The organism is Vreelandella mediterranea (genome assembly GCF_970647075.1).
Genome location: NZ_OZ310198.1, coordinates 1916142 through 1939177, shown reverse-complemented (window position 1 = coordinate 1939177; position 23036 = coordinate 1916142). Strand labels below are relative to the sequence as shown.

Below are 23036 nucleotides of genomic sequence, written 5' to 3'. Positions count from 1 at the left end.
GCGTTTATGCATATCTATAATACGCTGACGCGCCAAAAGGAAGCGTTCACGCCCCTCGAGGCCGGGCGGGTCAGCATGTACGTCTGTGGTATGACGGTTTACGACTACTGCCACCTGGGCCACGCCCGGGTGATGGTGGCGTTCGATGTCATCAGCCGCTACCTGCGCGCGCGCGGGTATGACGTCGACTACGTGCGCAACGTGACCGACATCGACGACAAGATCCTAAAGCGCGCCGATGAAAACGGCGAATCCATCAGCGCGCTCACCGAGCGCATGATCGACGCCATGCACGAGGACGAGGCGCGCCTGGGGGTGCTTCCGCCGACCCGCGAGCCGCGGGCTACCGGCCACATCGATGACATCATCGCGATGATCGAGACGCTGATCGACAAGGGCTTTGCCTACCGGGCTGATAACGGTGATGTCTACTACCGAGTACGCAAATTCGAAAGCTACGGCAAGCTCAATAACCGCCAGCTCGATGACATGCGCGCGGGCAGCCGGGTCGAGGTCGATACCCACAAGGAAGACCCGCTGGATTTCGTGCTCTGGAAAGCTGCCAAACCCAGCGAGGCCCATTGGGCGTCGCCCTGGGGTAACGGCCGCCCGGGCTGGCACATCGAGTGCTCGGCGATGTCCACGTGCTGTTTGGGCAATACCTTCGACATTCACGGCGGCGGTCCGGATTTGACCTTCCCCCATCACGAAAACGAGATCGCCCAAAGTGAGGCGGCCACCGGCCAGACCTACGTCAACACTTGGATGCACGCGGGAGCCGTCCGGGTCGACCAAGAGAAGATGTCCAAATCTTTGGGCAACTTCTTCACCATTCGTGACGTGCTGACCGAGCACGACCCGGAGGTGGTGCGCTATCTGCTGGTCGCCAGCCACTACCGCAGCGCAATCAACTACTCGGTGGGTTCACTGGTCGAGGCGCGCAAATCGCTGATCCGTTTTTATACCGCGCTCGACGGCGTCGAGCTCGAAAAGGGGGCAAGCGAAGAGGCGAAGGCAAGCGAGTTCGACGCCCGCTTCAAAAGCGTCATGGACGACGACTTCAATACGCCCGAGGCGCTGGCGGTGTTGTTCGATCTGGCCCGCGAGTTAAACCGCGCGAAAGTCGAGACGCCTTCGATGGCACCGCACTTGGCCTCTGAGCTCGTGCGTTTGGGCGGGGTGCTGGGTCTTTTGCAACAGCCGCCCCAGGCCTTTCTCAAGGGCACCGCTCAGGCTGCTATCAGCGAAGCCGAGATCGAAGAGAAGATCGCCGCGCGTCAGGCGGCCAAGGCTGACAAGGACTTCGCTCAGGCCGACGCTATTCGCGATGAGCTCGCCGCCAGCGGTATCGTGCTCAAGGACTCTCGTGAAGGCACCACCTGGATGGTCGAGGCGCCTTGATCCTTCCCGTGCCAGGGTGTGGCGCTTGACGGCACGCCACCTATACTTAACGCTTTGATGAGCCACTTGAATAAAGGATGATGACAATGCGCTCCATGGTAAAACCCGCACTGGCCGGCTTGGCCCTTACCTTCGCTGCAAGCCATAGCCACGCCGCCGACCCCGTTGTCGTGTCGTCTAAAATCGATACCGAAGGCGCGGTGCTGGGCGAGCTGATCATCCAGACCCTGGAGCGCGAAGGCATCCCTACCGAGAGTCGTCTGCAACTGGGCGCTACCAGCGTGGTGCGAAACGCCATTCTCGCTGGTGAGATCGACCTCTACCCGGAATATACCGGTAACGGTGCGTTCTTTTTCGATATGACCGATAGCCCCGTTTGGAACGACGCCGACCAGGCCTATGAGGCCGTGCGTGAGCGCGACGCCGAGCAGGGGCTTGTCTGGCTACGTCCCGCCAGCGCCAACAATACCTGGGCGATCAGCGTGCGCGGCGATGTCGCCGAGGCAAACGAGCTGGTCACCCTCGACGACCTGGCCGAGTATCTGGAGCAGGGCGGCGATTTCAAGTTTGCCGGAAGCGCCGAGTTCGTCGAGTCCGAGCAGGCGCTGCCCGCGTTCCAGCAGGCGTATGGTTTCGAGCTGGGAGCTGATCAACTGCTGGTGCTTTCCGGCGGTAACACCGCCGCGACCATGCGCGCCGCCGCCCAGCAAACCAGCGGCGTTAACGCGGCGATGACCTATGGCACCGACGGCGGTCTCAACGCCCTGGGCCTGGTCGTGCTCGAGGACACCAAGGGCGTGCAGCCGATCTACCAGCCCGCGCCGGTGGTGCGTGAAAGCGTGCTGGCAACGTACCCGGCCATGGAAGAACATCTGGATGCGGTGTTCGAGACGCTGGATCTCGAGACGCTGCAGCGTCTCAACGCCGACGTAGCGGTCAACGGTTTGTCGCCGGACCAGGTCGCCAGTGACTACCTCGACAGCCTGGGCGATTAATCGATGCCGAGGAGGATGGCGGCTTTTCTCGACATTCGTGGTAGCCAGTTTGCGCCCAACATCGTTCTGATGGCCCTGGTCGGTGCCATGCTCGCCGCGGTGTGGCTGCTGGGCGTGGTCAGCGTTGCCCCCAACCGTATCGTGCCCGGCACCGCGTTTGGGCTGATTGAAGCGCTGGGCAAAACCGGGGCAGTACTCATTACCCTGCTGCTGGTAGCGCTGGGAGCTCTGGCGCTCAAGCCTAACCGCGTCAATTATCAGGCGATGTTGCTGCTGGTCATTTTGATGCTGTTGCTGCTGCCCTTCGGTTTGATGGTCGCGGGCCATTTTCTGATCGACCCGGACCTCCCCCAGGCTCGCTTGGGGATCGGTGCGGCGTACTGGACGCTTCTGTTCGTCTTGTTGCTCTGCCTGGTGGAGCTTCGTCTGCGCCTGGGTATCAAGCGCCTTGCCACCACCGCGCTGCTGGTGGGCGTGGCGGTGGTCTGGTGGCTCTGCGCGCGGTATTGGCTTGGCGAGCTTGCCCTGGTGCAGGAGTTTCGCTCGCGCCAGGGGGCGTTTTTCAGTGCACTCACTCAGCATGTCGTGCTGGTGGCAAGCGCGGTCGGCGTGAGTATCGTGCTGGGGCTGGCGCTTGCGCTATTGATGCGCCGCTTCGCCCGGGCGCAGAAAGTCGGCTTCGCGCTACTCAATTTTTTTCAAACCGTGCCGAGTCTGGCGCTTTTTGGTCTGCTGCTGGCCCCGCTTGCCTGGCTGGGAGCCAATGTGGCCTTTTTGGGCAACCTCGGGGTGAGCGGGATTGGCAACACGCCGGCGCTGATCGCGCTGATCGCCTATAGCCTGCTGCCGATCGTGCGCAACACCTACATCGCCCTGGGCGCGGTGCGCCCGGATACTCTTGAGGCCGCTACGGCCATGGGTATGCGCTCGAGCCAGCGGTTTTGGCAGGTGCGCTTTCCGCTGGCGCTGCCGGTGCTGCTGGAAGGTGTACGCATCACTACTGTGCAGGCGGTGGGGCTAACGGCGGTGGCCGCGCTGATCGGCGCCGGGGGGCTTGGTACGTTTATCTTTCAGGGCCTGGGGCAGGCGGCCATGGATATGGTTCTGCTTGGGGCGCTGCCGATCGTCGTCATGGCATTGATCGCCGACGCCGGGCTTGGCGCGCTCGCCGACATAACCCGTCACGGAGGACAGCCATGATCGAGCTTAAAAACGTCTCCAAGCGCTTTGGCGATACGACCGCGGTCGACGCTATCTCCTTGAGCATTCCCACGGGCAAATTGTGTGCGCTGGTGGGCACCTCCGGGTGCGGTAAATCGACCACCCTTCGTATGATCAACCGATTGATCCCCCACAGCGACGGCGAGATTCTGCTGGACGGCCAGGGCGTCGAAAGCTTCGATGCGGTCAAGCTGAGGCGGCGCATTGGCTATGTGATTCAAAGCACCGGGCTTTTTCCCCACTGGAGCGTGGCCCGCAATATCGGCCTGGTGCCGCGGCTGCTCAAGTGGCCGGCGGACCAGGTGAGCGCTCGGGTCGAGGAGTTGATGGGCACTTTTAGCCTGCCCATGGACGAGTTCGCGGACAAATACCCCCATCAGCTCTCCGGCGGGCAGGCACAGCGGGTGGGCGTTGCCCGGGCGCTTGCCGCCGACCCGGATATTTTGCTGATGGACGAGCCCTTCGGGGCGCTGGATCCACTCACTCGGGAAAAGCTCCAGGACGAGCTGGCAAGACTTCAAGCCAAACTGCACAAGACCGTCGTGTTCGTCACCCACGACATGGACGAAGCGCTCAAGCTCGCCGACCACCTGGTGGTCATGCGCGACGGCCATATCGTGCAGCAGGGGAGCCCGCTGGCGCTTTTACAACACCCCAATGACCCGTTCGTGGAGTCACTTTTAGGCGGCATCGAGCGAGGGCTCAAGCAGGCGGCTTTGAGTCGGGTACGGGATCACATGGCCTCGCTGGGCTCATCGATTCCTGCCCACTCGCGCATTCCGGCGGACTTTACGCTGCGCCAGGGCCTTTCGATGATGCTGCGCGATCACAGTGACCGGCTCACCGTGGTGGACGCAAATGACATGCCCATCGGCGAACTCTCGCTGCGCCGGTTGATCAAAGAGGCCCGCGCCGACGGGGGAGGCTACCGTGCAGGTCAATAGCGCCGCGTCTGCCGCTCATCGCTTGGCGTTGTCGAAACGCTGGCTTATCCCGCTAGGCTGGGCACTGCTGCTCGCGCTTGGCGTGTTTGGCATGGCCTATTTCGAGGCTCTTTTCCGTTGGGTCGAGCCCGGCGCCCGTCAGGTGATCTACTCGCGGGCGAGCTTCGTGGATCTGCTCGGTCGCCATCTGTTGGTGGTCGGCGTAGCGGGCGTGGTGACCGTGTGCATCGGTATTCTCGCCGGTATCGGCGTGACCCGTGCGCGCGGGCGCGATTTTCTTCCCCTGGCCGGGCAGCTGGCTTCCCTGGGCCAGACCTTTCCGCCGGTCGCTGTGCTCGCGCTTGCCGTACCGGTACTGGGCTTTGGCACACCGGCGATCATCGTCGCGCTGATGCTTTACGGGCTGCTGCCGATTGTGCGCAATACCCTGGCAGGACTCCAAAGCGTCGATGCCAACACCAAAGAGGCGGCGTACGCCATGGGCATGACGCCGCGCCAGATCCTTTGGCGCGTGGAGCTGCCGTTGGCCGCTCCGGTGATTTTGGCCGGCGTGCGCACCTCCATCACCATCAATATCGCCACGGCGGCGCTGGGCGCCACGGTGGGCGCGAGCAACCTGGGCGACCCGATCATCTCCGGTATCGTCAATAACAATATGGCCTACGTGCTGCAGGGCGCGCTTTTGATTGCGCTGCTGGCGCTGACCGTCGATAGCCTTTTCGATCTTTTCCAACAGACGCTGAGCCGTCGCTTGCCACGCTAAGGCGCCTGCTTTGACTCGGCGTCTGCCAGGGCGCCGGACCCCCGCCTTAAGTTGTATCCCTAAAGTCGCTTTGCTGAGTTACTGTCCTTGTGTTGCGTCGAGCGCTGCCAGATAAATCCACTGGCAGAAACGTCCGGTACCGACAACACTACCCTCAAAAGGGGTCAATAAGGACAATAATCATGACACGCTTTGATCATCAGCCGACCTTCATGACCGGCGACGAATTTTCCATTCCGACCTTTAGCCTGCTAAGCCCGGAAGGCGAGCTCTACCCGGGCGCGAGCGCTCCGGCGCTCGGCCGCGAGCACGCCAGGCGCTTATATAAAGCCATGCTGGGCACAAGGCTTCTGGACGAGCGAATGATGGCCGCCCAGCGTCAGGGGCGGCTAAGCTTTTACATGCAGAGTACCGGCGAGGAGGCCGCTATCGTCGGCGCCACCGCGGCGCTGGATGATACCGACATGATCATGGCGCAGTACCGCGAACAGGGCGCGCTTTTGTATCGCGGCTTCACCATCGACGAGTTCATGAACCAGCTTTTTGGCAACGAGCTGGATTACGGCAAGGGCCGCCAGATGCCGGTGCACTACGGCTCGCGCAAGCTTCATTACATGACGATTTCCTCGCCGCTTGCGACCCAAATTCCCCAGGCCACGGGCTACGCCTACGGCCAAAAGCTCGCCGGTGAGGGCCTTTGTACGCTGACATTTTTCGGCGAAGGCGCGGCTTCGGAAGGGGACTTTCACGCCGCGCTCAACATGGCCTCGGTGCATCAGGTGCCGGTCATCTTTTTTTGTCGTAACAACGGCTACGCGATTTCTACCCCGGCAGTCGAGCAGTTCGCCGCCGACGGCATCGCGCCTCGGGCGATGGGCTATCGCATGCACGTCATTCGGGTCGATGGCAACGACGCGCTGGCCGTTTTCGAGGCCACCCGTCAGGCGCGCTGTATTGCGGTGGAGCAGAACAAGCCGGTACTGATCGAGGCCATGTCCTATCGCCTGGCGGCGCACTCCTCCTCGGACGACCCGTCGGGTTATCGCGGTAAAGACGAGGAGGAGACTTGGCGGCTCAAGGACCCGGTACTGCGGCTTAAAAAGTGGTTGATTCAAAACCAGTGGTGGAGCGACGAGGAGCAGTCCCGTGAAGAAGAGCGTCTGCGCCGCGAGGTTCTGGAGACCATGAAACGCGCCGAAAAGCGCGGCTCTCAGCCGCTCGATTCGCTGATTACCGATGTCTACGCCGATGTCACCCCAGAGCTTCAACGCCAGCTCGACGAGCTCAAGCGCCACATTCGCCGCTACCCCGAGGCCTACCCCAGGGGCGCCAAATCGCTGGATCTGGAAATCGAGCCCTCGGCGGATGCTCAAGAGCAGGAGCAATAACATGGCTAAAATGAACCTGCTACAGGCGATCAATAACGCCCTCGATACCGCCATGGCCGAGGATGACAAGGTTCTCTGCTTTGGCGAGGACGTCGGCGTTTTTGGTGGCGTATTCCGTGCCACCAGCCATCTTCAAGAGAAGTACGGCAAGGCGCGCTGCTTCAATACGCCGCTGGTCGAACAAGGCATCATCGGTTTCGCCAACGGTCTGGCCGCGCAGGGCTCGGTGCCGGTGGCCGAGATCCAATTCGCCGACTACATCTTTCCGGCGTTTGATCAAATCGTCAACGAAACCGCCAAGTTTCGCTACCGCTCTGGCGATCTTTTCAACGTGGGCGGGCTGACCATTCGCACCCCCTACGGCGGCGGCATCAACGGCGGGCTCTACCACTCGCAGTCGCCGGAAGCCTACTTCACCCACACGCCAGGCCTCAAGGTGGTGGTGCCGCGTAATCCCTACCAGGCCAAAGGGCTTTTGCTCGCCGCGATTCGCGACCCGGACCCGGTGCTGTTTTTGGAACCCAAGCGCCTTTACCGCGCCTCGACCGGCGAGGTGCCCGAGGAGGATTACCAGCTTCCCATTGGCGAGGCCGAGGTCATCCGCGAGGGCAACGATATCACCCTGGTGGGCTGGGGCGCGCAAATGGAAGTGATCAGCAAGGCCGCCGAGCTTGCCGAAGAACAAGGCATTGCTTGCGAAGTCATCGACCTGCGCACGCTCTCCCCCTGGGACATCGACACCGTGGTGGAGTCGGTGCTCAAGACCGGCCGGCTGGTGGTTAGCCATGAGGCGCCGCTGACCGGTGGCTTTGCCGGCGAGATTGCCGCCACCATCGCCGAGCGCTGCTTTTTGTACCTCGAATCGCCGATCCGTCGGGTGACCGGGCTTGATACACCGTTCCCCCTGGTGCTCGAAAAAGAGTACCTGCCGGATCATTTGAAAATTTTTGAAGCGATTCGCGAAAGCGTCAACTTCTAGCGCCGGGGGAATAACAATGAGCGATTTTGTACTGCCGGATATCGGCGAAGGTATCGTTGAGTGCGAAGTGGTCGAGTGGCGCGTCGAAGAGGGCGAGCGTATCGAGGAAGACCAACCGATCGTCGAGGTGATGACCGACAAGGCGCTGGTCGAAATCACCGCGGCGGAAGCGGGGATAGTCACCAGGCTTTATGTAAAAAAAGGCGAAATCGCCCGGGTTCACGCGCCGCTTTACGCCTACCAGGCCGACGACGAGACGGCTTCCCAACCCGCCGAGGATGAGCCCGAAACGCCGGTGCGGGAAGACAAAGCGCCCGAGGGCGAAACCGAAATTAAACCCAGCACCGAGGCGCCGCTTCCGCGCTCGGCTGCCCAGGCGGGCAACGCCTCGAGCGCTCAGGCAAAAACGCCGGCAAGCCCCGCCGTGCGCCGGCTGGTGCGCGAGCACGATCTGGAGCTTTCGGCGATCACGGGTAGCGGCAAGGCGGGGCGGGTGTTGAAAGAGGACGTGCTGGCGCATCTTGAAGGGGGGAGCGCAGAGGCTCCGGCAAGCCCACCTGCTACGCCCGGCGCCAGCCGAACCGAACCGCTTCGCGGTATGCGCGCGGCGATGGCCAAACGCATGGTGCACGCGGCCAGTACGATTCCGCACTTTCACTACGGCGAGGAGATCGATGTCACCGCGCTGCTGGCGCTGCGCGAGCGTTTGAAGCCCGTGGTAGAAGCGAGCGGCGGGCGTCTGACGTTGATGCCGTTTTTCATGAAAGCGATGGCCCTGGCCCTGGCGCAGACGCCGATCGTCAACGCCCAGTTGAACGAGGCCGGCGACACGCTTCACTATTTCGATGCGTGCAACATCGGTATGGCGGTAGACGGCAAGGCGGGGCTGATGGTGCCCAACGTCAAGGGGGTCGAAGGCTTGACGCTCGTAGCGCTTGCCGAGGAGGTTGCCCGGTTGACCGAAGCGGCCCGGGAGGGGCGCGTCGACCAGGCCGATTTAAAGGGTGGCACCATCACGATCTCGAATATAGGCGCGCTGGGCGGCACCTACGCCGCGCCGATCATCAACGCCCCGGAAGCGGCGATCGTGGCCATCGGCAGGACCCAGTGGCTGCCGCGCTTCGACGCTCAGGGGGAGCTTGAGCGTCGGGCGCTCATGACGGTGACTTGGGCCGGCGATCATCGCTTTATCGACGGCGGCACCATTGCGCGGTTTTGCAACGCCTGGAAGGGCTTTCTCGAGGCGCCGGAGACGATGCTCTTGCACCTGCGCTAACCCTTGAACGTGTCGTTATACGGATAACGCGATGCCCCAGGCGCTACAGCAGTTCTATATTCCTGAGGAGCAGTCGGTTTATCTGCTCAACCATCAGGATGCGCGCAAGCTCAAGGATTGGGTAGCGCTATGCCAGGCGCAGCTAGGCCAACTGGGATTCGAGACCATCGAGCTGATCGGCAAGGGCGCCTACGGTTTCGTTTTCGCCGGGCGCACCGACACCCCTGATGGCCCGGCCCACTACGTATTCAAGTTCTCGCGTATTACGCTGCCCGCCCACCTGCAGGAGCGCCTTGAGGAGGAGGCGTTCATGCTCGACCAGATCACCCATCCGCGCATTCCTCGGCTGATCTCCTACCAGCGTATTCGCGGCCAGTCGATTCTGGTGATGGAGCGCGCGCCGGGGCTGAATCTCGAAGCGGTATCGCTTGGCCAGGGGCGTCTTTCGCCGCGGCTGATCGTACGACTCGCCGCGCAGCTTGCCGATATACTGCTCGCGCTACACAAGGAAACCGGCCCTCACGGCCGTCCGCTGGTGCACGGCGATATCAAGCCGTCGAATCTGGTGTTCGATCGCGACAGTGAAACCGTGGCGCTGATCGACTGGGGCTCATCGGTGTTCGCCCAGCTCGGCGCCGACCTTCAGCCGGTGGGCAGCAACGTCATGGAGCTGATGTCCAATCATCTGCAGCATACCAACGCAAGACTGGGCGATGTCTACTTCATCGGCGAGGAGCAGCTAAATGGGGCGCTTTCGTCGCCGCGCTTCGACGAGCAGGGCGTGGCGGGCACGCTCTACGCGCTCGCCTCGGCGCAGTCGTGTCGCTTTGGTCACCGCGCCATTCCGGCAAGCTCGCTCGGGCTTCCCGTGGAATTCGCCCGCACCCTGGACGCCATGCTGGACCCGGACCCGGTAACACGACGCCAGGCCGGGGATTACTTTCTCAAGGCGATGCCCACCATGGCCCGGGCGGTGATGGTCGATTTGCCCGAGGACGTCGCGGCGCCGCTGGTGCCGATTTGGGTGCGCCCGGCCAACGCCGAGATCGATACCGTGGTGTACAGCTCGCGCAAGGCGTTTTTGCGCGAAGTGAACGCCGAAGAAACGCTCAATGATGTCAACGACGTGCAGCTCGACCGCTACTATAAGCAGTTCATGCAGGGGATGGGGGAAACGGAAAAGGCGTTTCTGGCCTCGGTCAGCCGGTTGGGCAAGTACCCGGTGGTCGGGGGCTTGGCAATTCGCTGGGAAGCCCAGGGCATCTACATCGACTCTTCGCTCAATTTACACGACCCGGCGCAAAAACCTGCCTTCACCCAGGCAGTCAACAACATGGTGCACCTGGCCCGCGCCATTCACCGCCAAGGGGTCTTCAAAAGCTGCCTGTTCAATGCTCGCCAAACGCTGCACCTGGAACGCGCCCGGGAAAGCGATGCGTTCGTGCGCCAGCCCGATACCCGCATCCGGTTCGAGCTAAGTGCCATGCCGGAGGAGGCCCGCACCCGCCAGCACAGCTACTTCGAGGATGGCCCGGACCCGGAAGAGCTTTTGAGCCTGCCCGCGACCATCATGGCGCTACTCAAAAGGCTCAACGAAATCCACCACACCGGGATGATCATCTTCGAAGCCCACCCGCATCATCTCAAGATTCACAGCTACTACCGGCTGCTGGACCCGAGTCAGGAGCGCGCCTTTGGTGCGCTACTCGATCGCATTCTCGACGCGGTCGACCTGATCGAGGGGCTGGGGGTCTCGGGTTTCATGAAGATGCCCTATAAGGATACGCGGTTTTTCTCCCACCTCGAGCGCCAGCCCGAGCGCTTCTACCCCAAAAACCCCCGGGCGCTTTAGAGCCCGCCGAGCGCTTCGCCGCTTGTTATCAACTGCCCTCGTCAGCGTTCAGGGTGCGGGCGGAAAGCCCGCCCAGCCACTCGACGAGCTCGGCGGTGAGCGTATCGCTTGCCGACCCGAAGGCGTCCACGACGTCGGGAATGTCGACGCTTGCCGCCCGCGCTTGGGCGGTAAAACTTTGATTGGCGAGCGGGCGGCGCTGGCGATCGGCGAGCTGCACATCGAGCTGAATGCGCGCCGTCGGCGGGGTCTGATCGTATTCGCTTTGAAAGTGGCGAATCTCGCTTAGCAGCAGCAGATCCGAAGGCAGCCGGTCGACACCGACGCTTTCGAAGAGCGTGCTCTGCTGTAGCGCGCCGATCAGGCGGGTCTGAACGAGCTCCGGAGCGTTTTCGTGCCAGCGCGCGCCTTCGTAAACATTGACGATATTATGGTCCGGATAAACCACGATGCGGTTGCTGCTAAACAGATGATTGGCTTCCGGCGAGGCGACGCCGAGGCGCAGGCTTGCAAGCGTGGGGTTGCTCGCCGGGGCCTGGCTTGCCGGGGTGGGCAGGCGGTAGAGCGTGGCCGGGTCGGCATCGGGCAGCACTGAACAGCCGGTCAACAGGGCAAACGTCAGCAAAGCGGTAATCGGGGCCTTCATGGGCGAAACTCCTCTACGCGGTCGCGGCCTAGAATGAAGTCGGTGGGGTTCTCTTCCAGGTCGCGGGTGATACGGTCGAGCGTGGTGAGCGTGGAGCGAAGCGCCGATAGCGCCGGGGCAACGTCCTGAGTGCTGCGCAGCGTGCTTTCGAGTGCCGCGGCGTTATCGTCGACCAATTGTTCGATGCGCTGGGCGGCCCGAGCGACATCGTCGCTTGCGCTGGCTGCTCTGTTGAAGACGCGCTGGCCATCCTGGCGTACAAGCTGGGTGGTTTCCTGGCTGAGCACTTCGATGTTCTCGAGCGTGGCCGTTGCCTGGCGCGTCGCATCGCCGAACAGCGCCATATTCTCGTCCAGCGCCTCGCGTTGGGAGGCGATCATTTGAGTGATTTCGGCAATATCGGTCAAAATGTTGCCCGCCTGTTCGCGGTTATCGTCGTTGAACAACCGGTTCACGTTCTCGAGAATCGCGTTGACGTTGTCGATCATCTCTTCACCTTCTTCCATGAGCGTGGCGATGGGCGAAGGGTCGGCCTGGATGAACGGGGCGGCGTTGTCGGATTCGGCCTCGAGGCGCGGGCTATCGGGGCCGCCGCCGTGCAGCTGAACCGACATGCTGCCGGTAATGCTGGCAAAGGAAAGTTTGGCCCTGGTGTCGGTTTTTACCGGCGTATCTTCATACACGCGAATGTCGGCAATCACCTGGCGCGGGTCGGTCGGGTCAAGCGAGAGCTCCGTGACATCGCCCACTTCGATGCCGTTGTACTGCACGACACTGCCTACCGACAGGCCGCTGACGCTGCGCTCGAACAAAATGCGATAGGGGCGATAATCCTGCTCGCCAGCCAACTGGCTCATCCAAAGCGCGAAAATGAGCGCCCCGGCCCCGGTAAGCAGCGTAAAAAGACCGATTAGAACGTGATGCGCGCGGGTTTCCATGAGCGTTACTCTTGATCCAATGAAGCGGCGGCGGCGCGGCCGCGAGGGCCGTTGAAGTACTCCTGCACCCAGTCGTCGTCGGTTTTGGCGACGTTTTCCAGGGTGTCTGCCACCAGCACGCGTTTTTGCGACAGCACCGCGACCCGGTCGCAAGCGGCGTAGAGCGTGTCCAGGTCGTGGGTGACGAGAAAGACGCTAAAGCCGAGCGCGTCGCGAAGGGTCACGATCAACTGATCGAAGGCGGCGGCGCCGATAGGGTCCAGGCCGGCGGTGGGCTCGTCCAGAAACAGAATGTCCGGGTCCATCGCCAGCGCCCGGGCCAGGGCGGCGCGTTTGATCATGCCGCCGGAAAGCGATTCCGGCGACTGCAGCGCCGCCTCCGGCGAAAGGCCCACCAGCGAGAGCTTGATGCGCGCCAGGTACTCGGCGTCTTCCCGGGCAAGCCCGACGTGCTCGATCAGCGGCAGGGCGATATTCTCCTGCAGGTTGAGTGAGCTAAACAGCGCCCCTTGTTGAAACAGTACGCCGAAGCGGCGCTCGACCTGGCTGCGCTCGGCGCTGCTGAGCGTGTCCAGATCGGTACCCAGCACTTCGATGGTGCCTTCGTCCGGGCGCTTGAGACCCACGATGCTGCGTAGCAGCACCGATTTACCGGTGCCCGATCCGCCGACCACACCCAGAATTTCGCCTTTTTTCAGGGTCAGGTCGAGATCCTCATGGACGGCGTGCTCGCCAAAGCGGTTCACCAGCCCGCGTACATTGATGACGGGCTCGTCGGTGTTTTCGGCTCGATCGTACTGGCTCACCAGCCCATCTCCATGAAAAAGAGCGCCGCCAGGGCGTCGATCAGAATCACCATGAAGATCGACTGCACCACGCTCGAGGTCGTATGCGCGCCCACGGACTGCGCGCTACCGGCCACCTTGAAACCCTCCAGGCAGCCAATCACCGCAATCACGAAGGCGAACACCGGCGCCTTGGCAAGCCCCACCAGGAAGTGGTTGACCGAGACATCCTTTTGCAAGGTCGTCAGAAACTGCGAAAGCGGTATATCCAGCGACAGAGTGGCGACCATTGCCCCGCCCAGCAAACCGCTGAGCATGCCGATAAACGCCAGAATCGGCATGCTGACCAGCATCGCCATGACCCGTGGCAGCACCAAAAGCTCGATAGGATCGAGGCCCAGCGCCTTGAGCGCGTCGATCTCCTCGTTGGACTTCATCGCCCCCAGTTGGGCGGTAAAGGCGCTCGCGGTTCGTCCGGCCAGCAAAATGGCGGCCAGCAATACGCCAAACTCGCGTAGAAAGGAGAAGGCGACCAGGTCGATGGTATAAACGGTGGCCCCAAAATCCTGCAGCACCGTCGCCCCCAAAAAAGCCACCACCGCGCCGACCATGAAGGTCAGCAGAATCACGATGGGCACGGCGTTCAGGCCGCTTTGTTGAATATGGGCCACGGTGGCGGTCACCCGCCAGCGTTTGGGGTTGATGAGCACGGGAAGGAGTGTCGCCAGCACCAGACCGACAAACCCGAGCAGGGCGCGCTGCTGCTGCCAAAGGCCCTCGACCTGCTCGCCAATGCTTTCAAGCGCGCGAGTGAAGCGGTTGGGGGGATCGATATCCGGGTCGAGCGATACGTCCATCGCCTCGGCGATACGCTGGATGAGTGCCTGCTGCGAGGCGGGAAGCCCGCTTGCCCACTCATCGATGGATTGGGCGCGTTCGAGCCCCACCAGGTTGATCAAAAGCGCCGCACCGGCGGTGTCCAGACGCTCGAAACCACCAAGCGTTACCTCGGTCCCACTTTCGACCGAGTAAGAGGCAAGACGCGCTTTAAGCGCGCTATAGTGCTCGAGGGTCCATTCACCCTGCAGCGTCAGCGTCCCTCCCTCGCGGGTAATCCACTCCGTTGGCATTCCTGCTCCCGTACGCCTTCGATATCCAGCCGTTAATGATGCATTCAAACGGGCGTTAGTGAAAGACCAATAAGAGAGTTAGCCTAGCGTATTATGCGAGGTTTGGGGGCAAGCTCCTGTTTAATATGAGCGGCCACTTCCTTTAGCCGGGGGCCAAGATTATTAATCAAGCGGTCATGGTCCAGGCGCACGCTGGCACCGCCACAGTTGATGGCCATGACTTCTGCACCTTCTTCCAAAATCAAGGGCATAGCCACCGCGCTGATGTCGCGTTGCCAATCTTGCTCGGAAAAGCAGAACCCATGCTTGGCATGGTCTTCCATGCTTTGCTGAATGCCGGCTTTTAGGGCGGGCCAATCGTCTGCATGGTGTTCGGCGAGTTCTAGAAACACCTGCTCTCGTTTGGCCTGGGTTAGACCGCATATCCAGGCTCGGCCAATAGCCGAGGTTGCTATGGGCAGACGTGAGCCCGTATCTAAACGAATGATCAAGGGACCGCTACCGTGGCAGGTTTCCAGATACACCATGTCTTGACGGTCGGCGACCCCCAGGCTTACGTTGCAGTCGGTTGCATCGGCGAACTGCTGTAAGTGGGGCCTGGCGATCTCACGGATACCCATATTGGCTAGAAAGCGGTAGCCGAGCGCCAGCACCCCCGGCCCAAGCCGATACTTTTCCAGGTGAGTGTTGTGCTGCAGATAGCCCAACTGAGTCAATGTGTAGGTGAGCCTTGAGACCGTCGGCCGAGGAATGCTCGTCCGACTCGAGAGTTCGGCATTGCCTAGATATTCTTCACCGTTTCCAAAAGCGCGAAGTAGCTCCAAACCGCGGGCCAAGGCGGTCACGAAGTTTCGATCCTTGTCGGATGCCGTCGAGGCGTCAGTCTCGGTGGGGTGCATTCAATCTTCCAGTTAGATGGCAAAAGAGCCATTATCACATATCTATAAAGGCCCGGCGTTGCCCCTCTTCAACGAACAGGTATCAGTGCTCCAGCCGCTCGATGATCGTTGCAATGCCTTGACCCACGCCGATACACATGGTGACCAGCGCATACCGGCCTTTTATAGCTTCGAGCTGACGTAGCGCGGTGAGTGCCAGCCGCGCACCGGAGGCGCCGAGCGGGTGACCGATAGCGATGGCACCACCGTTCATGTTCAGGCGTGAATCATTACTTGAAAGCCCGAGCTGTTGCACGCAACCCAGTACCTGTACGGCAAAGGCTTCGTTGATCTCGATGACATCCATCTGATCTAAAGTCAGCCCTGCGCGCTCCAGCGCCTTTTTCGACGCCGGCACCGGCCCCAAACCCATCACGCGGGGAGGCACACCGGCCACCGCATTGGCGACGATACGCGCGCGCGGGGCAATGCCTGCCTTTTCACCGGCCGATCTCGAGCCGACGATCAGCGCTGCGGCGCCATCATTGAGGCCCGAGGCGTTGCCGGCGGTGACCACGCCGCCTTCGAAAAGGCTGCCCAGTTTGGCAAGCTTGTCTTCGGTGCTTTGCGGGCGCGGATGTTCGTCCTTGTCCACCAGCAGGGGCGGCTGTTTACGCCCCTGGGGGACCTCGATACCCACGATTTCATCATCATAGAAGCCGTTGGCCAGGGCCTGGGCGTAACGAGCCTGAGAGCGCGCGGCGAAGGCATCACCCTGCTCGCGGCTGATATTCAGGTCGTGCGCAACGTTATCGGCGGTCTCGGGCATGCTGTGATGGCCGTACTCCTGGCCGATCCACGGGTTGGGGAAGCGCGAACCGATGACCGTATCAAACATCGGCTGGTTGCGCGCGTACGGGGATTCCGCCTTGCCCAGCACGTAGGGCGCGCGCGACATCGACTCCACACCGCCGGCTAGAAACAGCTCGCCTTCGCCCAGTCGAGCGGCGCGAGCAGCATCCATCATCGCCGCCAGGCCGCTGCCGCAGAGGCGGTTGACGGTCTGTCCCGCCACCTCGATCGGCAGGCCCGCATAAAGCGCCGCGTGGCGCGCGACGTTGCGCGAGTCTTCACCGGCCTGGTTCGTGCAGCCCGCCAGCACGTCCTCGTAGCTTTCCGGCTTGAAGGGGTTGCGCTCGACGAGCGTCTTGAGCGTCAGACCCAGCAGATCATCCGGGCGAATGGCCGCAAGACTGCCGCCATGTCGGCCGAAAGGGGAGCGAATGCCGTCGTAGATATAAGCGTCTTGCATGGTGTTCTCCTTGTGGTTGAAAAGCGCGTTATCAAAAGCCCGTCATGAAAGAATCGTTGTCATCAGACCTGAGTCAGGGGTATGTCGAGTTCGGCGCGGCGACGCAGCCAAGGGCTAGGGCGATAGCGGGGGTCGCCGGTAGCTGCGAGCAGGCGATCGAGAATTAGCAGAATTCGCCGCGCACCGTAATGATCGCCCATCTTCAGCGGCCCGAGGGGGTAACCCAGACCAAGCTCCACCGCGCGGTCGATGGTGGCCGGGTCCGCCACTCTTTGCTGGGCGATCTCGGTCCCCACGTTGACGATGCAGGCAGTGATGCGCTGAAGAACGAAGCCATTGCTGTCCGCCAAGCTGCTGACCGGCGTACCGTCATGATGTAGAAGAGTGCTGGCCGCCTCGACATAGTCAGCGTGGGTGACGGGCGTGGTCATCAGGGTGCGACGCTTCTCGAGCCCCGCCAGCATATCCACGGCCACGCAGCGCCGGGCATCGAGCCCCTGGCGCAACGCACAGGTGGTGGCATCTTCACCAAGCGGCGTGAGCAGGCACAGGGCTTGTGGTGAAGGCGACTCGGTGCTCTCCAGCGTCCAGCCGGCCTCTTGTACTAGCTTCTCGAGCAGCGCAGCGCTTTGCTGATCGTCCTGGCTGACCCATACCGGGCGCGGCTGAGCCGCCGGGATCTCGGGCTCTACGTGTATTTGCTGCTGCCCCTCTACATAGCGGTAGAAGCCTTCGCCGGTCTTGCGGCCCAAAAGGCCCGCATCGAGGCGCTGACGTGTCAGCGGAGAAGGGCGAAAGCGCGGCTCTTCGTAGAACTGATGGTAGATGGATTCCATGACCGCGTGGGAGACGTCAAGACCGGTGAGATCCAAAAGGGTGAATGGCCCCATGCGAAAGCCCCCCTGGTCGACCATGATGCGGTCGATGGTCGCCGGATCCGTCACGCTTTCGTTGAGGATACGCAGCGCTTCGGTGCCGAAGGCGCGCCCGGCGTGATTGACCAGAAACCCCGGTGTATCCGTCGCGTGAGCGGTAAAGTGGCCCATGGCCTTGCCCAGGGCGCTCACGCGCTGCGTGGTTTCATCGGCGGTACGTAAGCCCGGGATGACCTCGACGATTTTCATCAAGGGAACGGGGTTGAAGAAGTGAAACCCGATGACCCTTTCAGGCCTCTTGCAGCCGGCGGCAATGGCGGTGACCGAAAGCGAGGAGGTATTGGTGGCCAGTACGGCCTGGGCGTCGACGATGTCTTCGAGTTCACTGAACAGTGACTGTTTGGCTTCGAGTTTTTCGACGATCGCTTCGATGACGATATCGCAAGGGCCCAGTGCCTGCAGGTCCTTGGCTTCGAGTAGCCGTTCGCCGTATTGCTTGGCCTGCTCGGCGGTGATGCGCTGCTTCTCTACGCTGCGCTGCCATACCTCTTCGATGAACGTCCTGGCTTGTTGTACGGCGTCCTCTTTAAGGTCAAATAGCTTGACGTCCAGGCCTGCCTGAGCCGCCAGCTGAGCGATCCCGCGGCCCATGGCCCCGGTTCCGACGATTCCCAGTGTGGTGAAGGGTTGGGGTGTCGTTGTCGTCGCCATTCGCCAAATCCTCTATGCCAATCAATGGTAAAACAGTGTGCAATTTTGCATTGCAAAACCATGTTTCAATTATTGACTGCCATCCTAGGCTATGCAAAAGTGCTTGACAAGAAGTGCGGACTTTAATTTCGCTATGCAAAATAGTGGTCGCGACAGCCACTCTTCGCGGCCAAGGCGTGTTCGAAACGCGCATCAATAACAATACCCCTGTGTTTTCGACGATCACAAAACGCCACTCTCTATATCCCAGGAGCCGTCATGATTCGCGATCCCGAATTGATCAACCAGCTTGTCGATACCATCTCCCGTTTTGTCCGTGAGCGCTTGATACCCAACGAAGCACGCTTGGCCGAGGACGATGCGGTTCCTGCCGAGCTGCTGGCGGAAATGAAGGAAATGGGGCTTTTCGGCCTTTCCATTCCCGAAGAGTACGGTGGCCTGGGGCTAACCATGGAGGAAGAGGCGCTGGTCGCCATGGAAATCGGCAAGACATCGCCGGCTTTTCGCTCGGTTTTCGGAACCAATAACGGAATTGGCGCCCAAGGCATTCTGATCGACGGCACCGAAGAGCAGAAAGCCCGTTACGTGCCGCGCTTGGCCACCGGCGAGATCCTGAGCTCCTTTTGCCTGACCGAGCCCGATTCCGGCTCCGACGCTGCGAGCCTGCGTACCACCGCGGTGCGCGACGGCGACCATTACATTCTCAACGGTACCAAGCGCTATATCACCAATGGCCCGGAGGCGGATCTTTTCACCGTGATGGCGCGAACCGATCCGAGCAATAAGGGAGCCGGTGGTATCTCGGCGTTCATCGTCGAAGGCGATACGCCGGGGCTTCACCGCGGACCGTCGGACAGTAAGATGGGCCAGAAGGGCGCACATACCTGCGATATCATTTTGGACAACTGCCGGGTGCCTGCCGAGAACATCATCGGCGGCAAGGAGGGGCAAGGCTTCAAGACGGCCATGAAGGTGCTCGACCGTGGCAGGCTACATATTTCGGCGGTCTGCGTGGGCGTTGCTGACCGGCTGGTGGAGGAATCGCTCAACTACACCATGGAGCGCAAGCAGTTCGGCGCGGCACTTGCCGAGCACCAACTGGTGCAGGCGATGCTTGCCGACAGCAAGACCGAAGCCTACGCCGGCAAGACCATGGTGATGGATGCCGCGCGGCGCAAGGATGACGGCGAGAACGTCTCGACCCAGGCTTCCTGCTGCAAGCTCTTCTGTGCCGAAATGGTAGGGCGGGTCGCGGATCGCGCGGTACAGGTTCACGGCGGTGCGGGCTACATGTCCGAGTATCCCGTCGAGCGCTTCTACCGGGACGTGCGCCTATTTCGCATCTATGAAGGTACCACGCAGATCCAGCAGTTGGTCATCGCCCGAAACATGGTGCGGGAGGCCTCCTGATGACGCTATCGGTTCCCTATCAGGCGCCGGATGAGGATATCTTCGGCTCGCTTGCAAGCGATTTGGTAGCTCGGCTGCCCGAGCGCCTCAGTACCCGGGTTCTGGAAAACGCCGAGCGCCTCGCCGACCATCCGGCCATTGTCGATGGCAGCGTGCGCTGGAGCTACGCCGAACTTGGCCAGGAAATACGCGCGGCCTGTGAATGGCTTGCGCAGCAGGGGCTGCGCCCTGGCGACCGGCTGATGACGGTAAGCGAAAACTGCCGGGCGCTGGTGGTGCTGTTACTGGCCGCCAGCGAAATGGATGTCTGGGTCGCGATCGTCAACTCCAGGCTTTCGGCCCAGGAAATCGATTTGATCCAGGCTAACTGCCTGCCCCGGCGCGTCATATACACCTGCGAAGCCTCGATTGACGCGACGCGTCACGCCGAGCGCCACGGAGCCGACCGCTATCAGCATCCCAGGCTTGGCGGGTTGGCCATTTCGGCCCTTTTCGATAGCGACCCGGAACCGGTGAGCGCAAGCGGTGCCGATCAAGTGGCCGCGATGATCTATACCTCGGGCACCACGGGCGTGCCCAAGGGCGTGATGCTGACTCACCGCGGCATCCTCTACATCGCCTCCATTTCCGGCGGAATGCGCCATTTGAGCGAAGGCCAACGCGTCTACGGGGTTCTTCCGCTTTCTCACGTCTTTGGCCTCTCCTCGGTATGCATGGGCTCGCTATATAACGGAGCCTGCCTTTACACGGTGCCACGCTTCGACGCCGAGCATCTAATAAAAACCCTCGAGGAAGAGCGTATCAGCGTGCTTCAGGGGGTGCCCGCGATGTACGCCCGGGCGCTGGAGTACTTGAAGCGTGAGCAGTGCGAGCTGAAAGCGCCGGCGCTTATCTATATCTCGGCGGGTGGCTCGCCCCTGGACAGCGATACCAAGAGCCGGGTCGAGTCGGTCTTCGACCTAACGCTGCATAATGGCTACGGTTTGACCGAAGCCAGCCCGACCATCAGCCAGACGCGTATCGACGATCGTCACACCAACAATACGGTGGGGCGGGTGCTGCCGCTTCTCGAGTACCGTCTCGAGCCTCTTGGCAGCAGTACGACCGGTGACAACCCCGGCGAGGAAGTGGGGGAGCTTTGGGTGCGGGGCCCCAATATCATGAAGGGCTACTTCCGCCAGCCGGAGGCGACGCGCCGGACGCTGACCGAGGATGGCTGGCTCAATACCGGTGATATCGCCAAAGTCGACCACGACGACCAGCTTTATATCGTTGGGCGCAGCAAGGAGCTCATCATTCGTTCGGGCTTCAATATTTATCCGCCGGACGTCGAGGCGGTCATCAACGAGCACCCGGCCATTACGCTTTCCGCCGTAGTGGGGCGTCAGGTGGCGGGTAATGAAGAGGTGGTGGCGTTCGTGCAGTGCGAGCAAGGCGTCGAACCCGACCTTGCCGAACTCAAGGCGTTTATCGCCCAGCGTCTGGCGCCCTATAAACGGCCCACGCAAATCGTGTTGATGGAAGCGCTGCCTTCGACCGCGACCGGCAAGATTCTTAAAGGACGCCTGCGCGACATGGCACAGCAGGAGGGCAGCTGATGCGTCGAGCCGACGATACTCAGACCCAAGCCCTGGTGGATGAGCCCGGCGGCTTCAACGACCTGCTGGGGATTTGTGTCACCGAGTGGAGCGATGCGCGCGCCGTGGTCGAGTTGACCCTCGCGGAAAAGCATGTCAATCGAAGCGGCAACGTCCACGGCGGAGTGCTCTCCTCGCTGCTGGACAACGCCTTGAGCCTGGCCGGGCTCTACTGCCCCGTGGCGGGTAATGCTCGGCGCGCCGTGACGCTCTCGCTTAGTACCACCTTCGTGGGGCCGGCGAAGAAGGGAGTGCTGCGCGCCACCGGCGTGCTGCGCGGCGGCGGGCGCAAGATCTACATGGCCAGCGCCGAGGTCGTCGATGAACGGGGCAATCTGATCGCTATGGGTGAAGGGTCGTTCAAACGTCTTCGCGGCAGCGAATCTCCCGAGGGGGTCCCCATCGAGACGCTCAAAGAGCGCTTGAGAGAGCATCGCGAGTGACGCTTGCCCGCTTGCGGGTGTCACTGCTGCTGTTGGTCACTGCCCCGACGCTGATTTACCTGGTGGTCGACGGTGCGGTGGCAAGCGGCGCCCAGGCAGTCGCCATCGCGGCGTTGATTGGTTATCTCGCCACCCTGGCCGGGCAGCTGAACCGTATGGCCAAGGGACTCCTTATCGTCGCGGGCCTGGTGACGGTGATGGCGCTTGGGTACTCGTCATCACCGGGTCAATTGCTCTTCGAGGCCGGTGGGCGTTTCGCTTTCTTCGCCACTTTCGTGGTGGCGCTTGGCATGATGCGTCTTCCCGCTTATCGCTCGCCTCTGGTGCGACGCTGCGGCCAGGCCATGCTGTTACAGCCGCCCGGCCGGCGCTACCCGATCCTTTCGTTTGGCTCGATGCTGTTTGGCATCATCCTCAATATCGGGGTGTTGAACCTGTTCGCCGCCATGATCGAGAAGAGCAATACCCTCGAAGCGGCGCAGGGCCGCGTATGGGTTCGTCAGGCGCGCCAGCGCCGCATGATGCTGGCGCTTTTGCGTGGCTTTGCGCTGGCGCCGCTGATTTCTCCCATGGGAATGGGGGTCGCCGTGGTGCTGTCGAGCATCCCTCAGATCACCTGGCTGGAACTCGCCCCCTATATTCTCTTCGCCGCGGGCCTGACCTTTCTGGCCGGCTGGATGGTGGATTATCTGACCGGCCCCCATCCGCCGGCCAACCAGGCGCTGGCGCCCCCCTCGCTTGAACCGCTTGTGTGGTTCAGCGTGCTGTTGACGGCCGTGGTCGCGCTGGTCGTATCGATTGCCTGGCTGCTCGAGGTACGTCTGCCCATCGCTGCACTGCTGGGGGCACCTGGCAGCGCGTTGATATGGCTTGCCTGGCAGCGCCGCCGTCTTGGCTACGCGGGTTTGCCCGCCGCCCTTGAAACCGCGCATCGTAAGCTTCCCTGGCTGCTGTCGCCCAGTGCCAACGAGATCGTGGTGCTCGGGTCGGCGGGGTACCTGGGGCATCTATGTATCGGTCTGGTGGACACTCAAGCGCTGGCGCCGCTTTTAACGGTACTCGACCCCTTGGGCACCTGGAACACCGTGTTGGTCATGCTCACGGTGCTGGGGCTGGCTCAGGTGGGGGTGAATCCTATCGTCACGGTGACTTTGCTGGCGGGGCTATTGCCGACCTTGAATATCGACGGCCTGCCCCCCGTTCTCATTGCCGCGTCGCTGATGGTGGGTTGGGCGTTGTCGCTGATGTCATCACCGATGACGGCCTCCATGCTGACCCTGTCGCGCTTTACCGGTGTCTCCACCACGCAGATCGGGTATCGGTGGAACGGACGTTTCATGCTGGTGGCCGTGCCGCTGCTCGCGTTCTGGTTTGGCTGGTCCCCGTTTTAGGGCACAACGCTTGTATGGAAACTTGCACGGGGCGGGTTTACCCAGTGAAGCGCTTGACCTT

At 61.8% G+C, this 23036-nt stretch carries 20 protein-coding genes; 13 read left to right on the top strand and 7 right to left on the bottom strand.

The features are described 5' to 3' along the window. Positions 1–6: 6 nt before the first annotated feature. From cysS to ACWFVE_RS09025, 9 genes are all read left to right on the top strand, one after another. Positions 7–1401: a cysteine--tRNA ligase gene (gene cysS / locus ACWFVE_RS09065; RefSeq protein ID WP_447528947.1), complete on the top strand. Its 1395-nt coding sequence runs from the start codon at positions 7–9 to the stop codon at positions 1399–1401. An 86-nt stretch (positions 1402–1487) separates the two neighbouring features. Next, on the top strand, positions 1488–2396 hold the full coding sequence (gene osmF, locus ACWFVE_RS09060; RefSeq protein ID WP_447528946.1) for a glycine betaine ABC transporter substrate-binding protein OsmF: 909 nt from the start codon (positions 1488–1490) through the stop codon (positions 2394–2396). 15 nt (positions 2397–2411) lie between these two features. Then, positions 2412–3596 carry an ABC transporter permease gene (locus ACWFVE_RS09055; RefSeq protein ID WP_447528945.1) on the top strand — a complete coding sequence of 395 codons (1185 nt, stop codon included), beginning with the start codon at positions 2412–2414 and terminating at the stop codon, positions 3594–3596. Continuing rightward, the gene (locus tag ACWFVE_RS09050) at positions 3593–4561 is read left to right on the top strand and encodes an ABC transporter ATP-binding protein (RefSeq protein WP_447528944.1); all 969 of its coding nucleotides are present in this window, start codon (positions 3593–3595) and stop codon (positions 4559–4561) included. The genes ACWFVE_RS09055 and ACWFVE_RS09050 overlap by 4 nt, the downstream gene beginning before the upstream one ends. Next, positions 4548–5324, top strand: coding sequence for an ABC transporter permease (locus ACWFVE_RS09045; RefSeq protein WP_447528943.1), 777 nt, complete (start codon positions 4548–4550; stop codon positions 5322–5324). The genes ACWFVE_RS09050 and ACWFVE_RS09045 overlap by 14 nt, the downstream gene beginning before the upstream one ends. Positions 5325–5506: 182 nt before the next feature. Next, a complete protein-coding gene (locus tag ACWFVE_RS09040) occupies positions 5507–6712 on the top strand; it encodes a thiamine pyrophosphate-dependent dehydrogenase E1 component subunit alpha (RefSeq protein ID WP_447528942.1) in 1206 nt (401 codons plus the stop codon). A gap of 1 nt (position 6713) precedes the next feature. Next, a complete protein-coding gene (locus ACWFVE_RS09035) occupies positions 6714–7691 on the top strand; it encodes an alpha-ketoacid dehydrogenase subunit beta (protein WP_447528941.1) in 978 nt (325 codons plus the stop codon). A gap of 16 nt (positions 7692–7707) precedes the next feature. Further along, a complete protein-coding gene (locus tag ACWFVE_RS09030) occupies positions 7708–8967 on the top strand; it encodes a 2-oxo acid dehydrogenase subunit E2 (protein ID WP_447528940.1) in 1260 nt (419 codons plus the stop codon). Between the two features lie 31 nt (positions 8968–8998). Further along, a complete protein-coding gene (locus ACWFVE_RS09025; RefSeq protein WP_447528939.1) occupies positions 8999–10819 on the top strand; it encodes a protein kinase domain-containing protein in 1821 nt (606 codons plus the stop codon). Positions 10820–10847: 28 nt separating this feature from the next. On the opposite strand, the gene ACWFVE_RS09020 is transcribed toward ACWFVE_RS09025, so the two are convergent. From ACWFVE_RS09020 to ACWFVE_RS08990, 7 genes are all read right to left on the bottom strand, one after another. Next, the gene (locus ACWFVE_RS09020) at positions 10848–11465 is read right to left on the bottom strand and encodes an ABC-type transport auxiliary lipoprotein family protein (protein ID WP_447528938.1); all 618 of its coding nucleotides are present in this window, start codon (positions 11463–11465) and stop codon (positions 10848–10850) included. Continuing rightward, complete coding sequence (locus tag ACWFVE_RS09015; RefSeq protein ID WP_447528937.1) at positions 11462–12403, bottom strand: MlaD family protein; 942 nt, start codon at positions 12401–12403, stop codon at positions 11462–11464. Before ACWFVE_RS09015 ends, ACWFVE_RS09020 begins: the two co-directional genes overlap by 4 nt. Before the next feature lie 5 nt (positions 12404–12408). Further along, a complete protein-coding gene (locus ACWFVE_RS09010; protein WP_447528936.1) occupies positions 12409–13209 on the bottom strand; it encodes an ABC transporter ATP-binding protein in 801 nt (266 codons plus the stop codon). Beyond that, a complete protein-coding gene (locus ACWFVE_RS09005; RefSeq protein WP_447528935.1) occupies positions 13206–14318 on the bottom strand; it encodes an MlaE family lipid ABC transporter permease subunit in 1113 nt (370 codons plus the stop codon). Before ACWFVE_RS09005 ends, ACWFVE_RS09010 begins: the two co-directional genes overlap by 4 nt. Positions 14319–14401: 83 nt before the next feature. Further along, complete coding sequence (locus tag ACWFVE_RS09000) at positions 14402–15217, bottom strand: IclR family transcriptional regulator (protein ID WP_447528934.1); 816 nt, start codon at positions 15215–15217, stop codon at positions 14402–14404. 82 nt (positions 15218–15299) lie between these two features. Then, a complete protein-coding gene (locus ACWFVE_RS08995) occupies positions 15300–16508 on the bottom strand; it encodes a 3-oxoadipyl-CoA thiolase (protein WP_447528933.1) in 1209 nt (402 codons plus the stop codon). A 62-nt stretch (positions 16509–16570) separates the two neighbouring features. Beyond that, complete coding sequence (locus ACWFVE_RS08990; RefSeq protein WP_447528932.1) at positions 16571–18094, bottom strand: 3-hydroxyacyl-CoA dehydrogenase; 1524 nt, start codon at positions 18092–18094, stop codon at positions 16571–16573. Between the two features lie 258 nt (positions 18095–18352). Between ACWFVE_RS08990 and ACWFVE_RS08985 the strand changes: the two genes are divergently transcribed. The 4 genes from ACWFVE_RS08985 to ACWFVE_RS08970 are packed head-to-tail and all read left to right on the top strand — an operon-like array spanning position 18353 to position 22975. Then, positions 18353–19504, top strand: coding sequence for an acyl-CoA dehydrogenase family protein (locus tag ACWFVE_RS08985; protein ID WP_447528931.1), 1152 nt, complete (start codon positions 18353–18355; stop codon positions 19502–19504). Then, entirely contained in the window at positions 19504–21102 is a 1599-nt protein-coding gene (locus tag ACWFVE_RS08980) for a class I adenylate-forming enzyme family protein (RefSeq protein WP_447528930.1), read from the top strand. The genes ACWFVE_RS08985 and ACWFVE_RS08980 overlap by 1 nt, the downstream gene beginning before the upstream one ends. Then, a complete protein-coding gene (locus ACWFVE_RS08975; RefSeq protein ID WP_447528929.1) occupies positions 21102–21584 on the top strand; it encodes a PaaI family thioesterase in 483 nt (160 codons plus the stop codon). The genes ACWFVE_RS08980 and ACWFVE_RS08975 overlap by 1 nt, the downstream gene beginning before the upstream one ends. Beyond that, positions 21581–22975: a hypothetical protein gene (locus ACWFVE_RS08970; protein ID WP_447528928.1), complete on the top strand. Its 1395-nt coding sequence runs from the start codon at positions 21581–21583 to the stop codon at positions 22973–22975. The genes ACWFVE_RS08975 and ACWFVE_RS08970 overlap by 4 nt, the downstream gene beginning before the upstream one ends. Positions 22976–23036: the final 61 nt, after the last annotated feature.

Excerpts from the sequence above, each read along its gene's own strand:
- cysS (WP_447528947.1), top strand. The coding sequence starts at position 7 with ATGCATATCTATAATACGCTGACGCGCCAAAAGGAAGCGTTCACGCCC.
- osmF (WP_447528946.1), top strand. The coding sequence starts at position 1,488 with ATGCGCTCCATGGTAAAACCCGCACTGGCCGGCTTGGCCCTTACCTTC.
- ACWFVE_RS09055 (WP_447528945.1), top strand. The coding sequence starts at position 2,412 with ATGGCGGCTTTTCTCGACATTCGTGGTAGCCAGTTTGCGCCCAACATC.
- ACWFVE_RS09050 (WP_447528944.1), top strand. The coding sequence starts at position 3,593 with ATGATCGAGCTTAAAAACGTCTCCAAGCGCTTTGGCGATACGACCGCG.
- ACWFVE_RS09040 (WP_447528942.1), top strand. The coding sequence starts at position 5,507 with ATGACACGCTTTGATCATCAGCCGACCTTCATGACCGGCGACGAATTT.
- ACWFVE_RS09035 (WP_447528941.1), top strand. The coding sequence starts at position 6,714 with ATGGCTAAAATGAACCTGCTACAGGCGATCAATAACGCCCTCGATACC.
- ACWFVE_RS09030 (WP_447528940.1), top strand. The coding sequence starts at position 7,708 with ATGAGCGATTTTGTACTGCCGGATATCGGCGAAGGTATCGTTGAGTGC.
- ACWFVE_RS09025 (WP_447528939.1), top strand. The coding sequence starts at position 8,999 with ATGCCCCAGGCGCTACAGCAGTTCTATATTCCTGAGGAGCAGTCGGTT.
- ACWFVE_RS09020 (WP_447528938.1), bottom strand. The coding sequence starts at position 11,465 with ATGAAGGCCCCGATTACCGCTTTGCTGACGTTTGCCCTGTTGACCGGC.
- ACWFVE_RS09015 (WP_447528937.1), bottom strand. The coding sequence starts at position 12,403 with ATGGAAACCCGCGCGCATCACGTTCTAATCGGTCTTTTTACGCTGCTT.
- ACWFVE_RS09005 (WP_447528935.1), bottom strand. The coding sequence starts at position 14,318 with ATGCCAACGGAGTGGATTACCCGCGAGGGAGGGACGCTGACGCTGCAG.
- ACWFVE_RS09000 (WP_447528934.1), bottom strand. The coding sequence starts at position 15,217 with ATGCACCCCACCGAGACTGACGCCTCGACGGCATCCGACAAGGATCGA.
- ACWFVE_RS08995 (WP_447528933.1), bottom strand. The coding sequence starts at position 16,508 with ATGCAAGACGCTTATATCTACGACGGCATTCGCTCCCCTTTCGGCCGA.
- ACWFVE_RS08990 (WP_447528932.1), bottom strand. The coding sequence starts at position 18,094 with ATGGCGACGACAACGACACCCCAACCCTTCACCACACTGGGAATCGTC.
- ACWFVE_RS08985 (WP_447528931.1), top strand. The coding sequence starts at position 18,353 with ATGATTCGCGATCCCGAATTGATCAACCAGCTTGTCGATACCATCTCC.
- ACWFVE_RS08980 (WP_447528930.1), top strand. The coding sequence starts at position 19,504 with ATGACGCTATCGGTTCCCTATCAGGCGCCGGATGAGGATATCTTCGGC.
- ACWFVE_RS08975 (WP_447528929.1), top strand. The coding sequence starts at position 21,102 with ATGCGTCGAGCCGACGATACTCAGACCCAAGCCCTGGTGGATGAGCCC.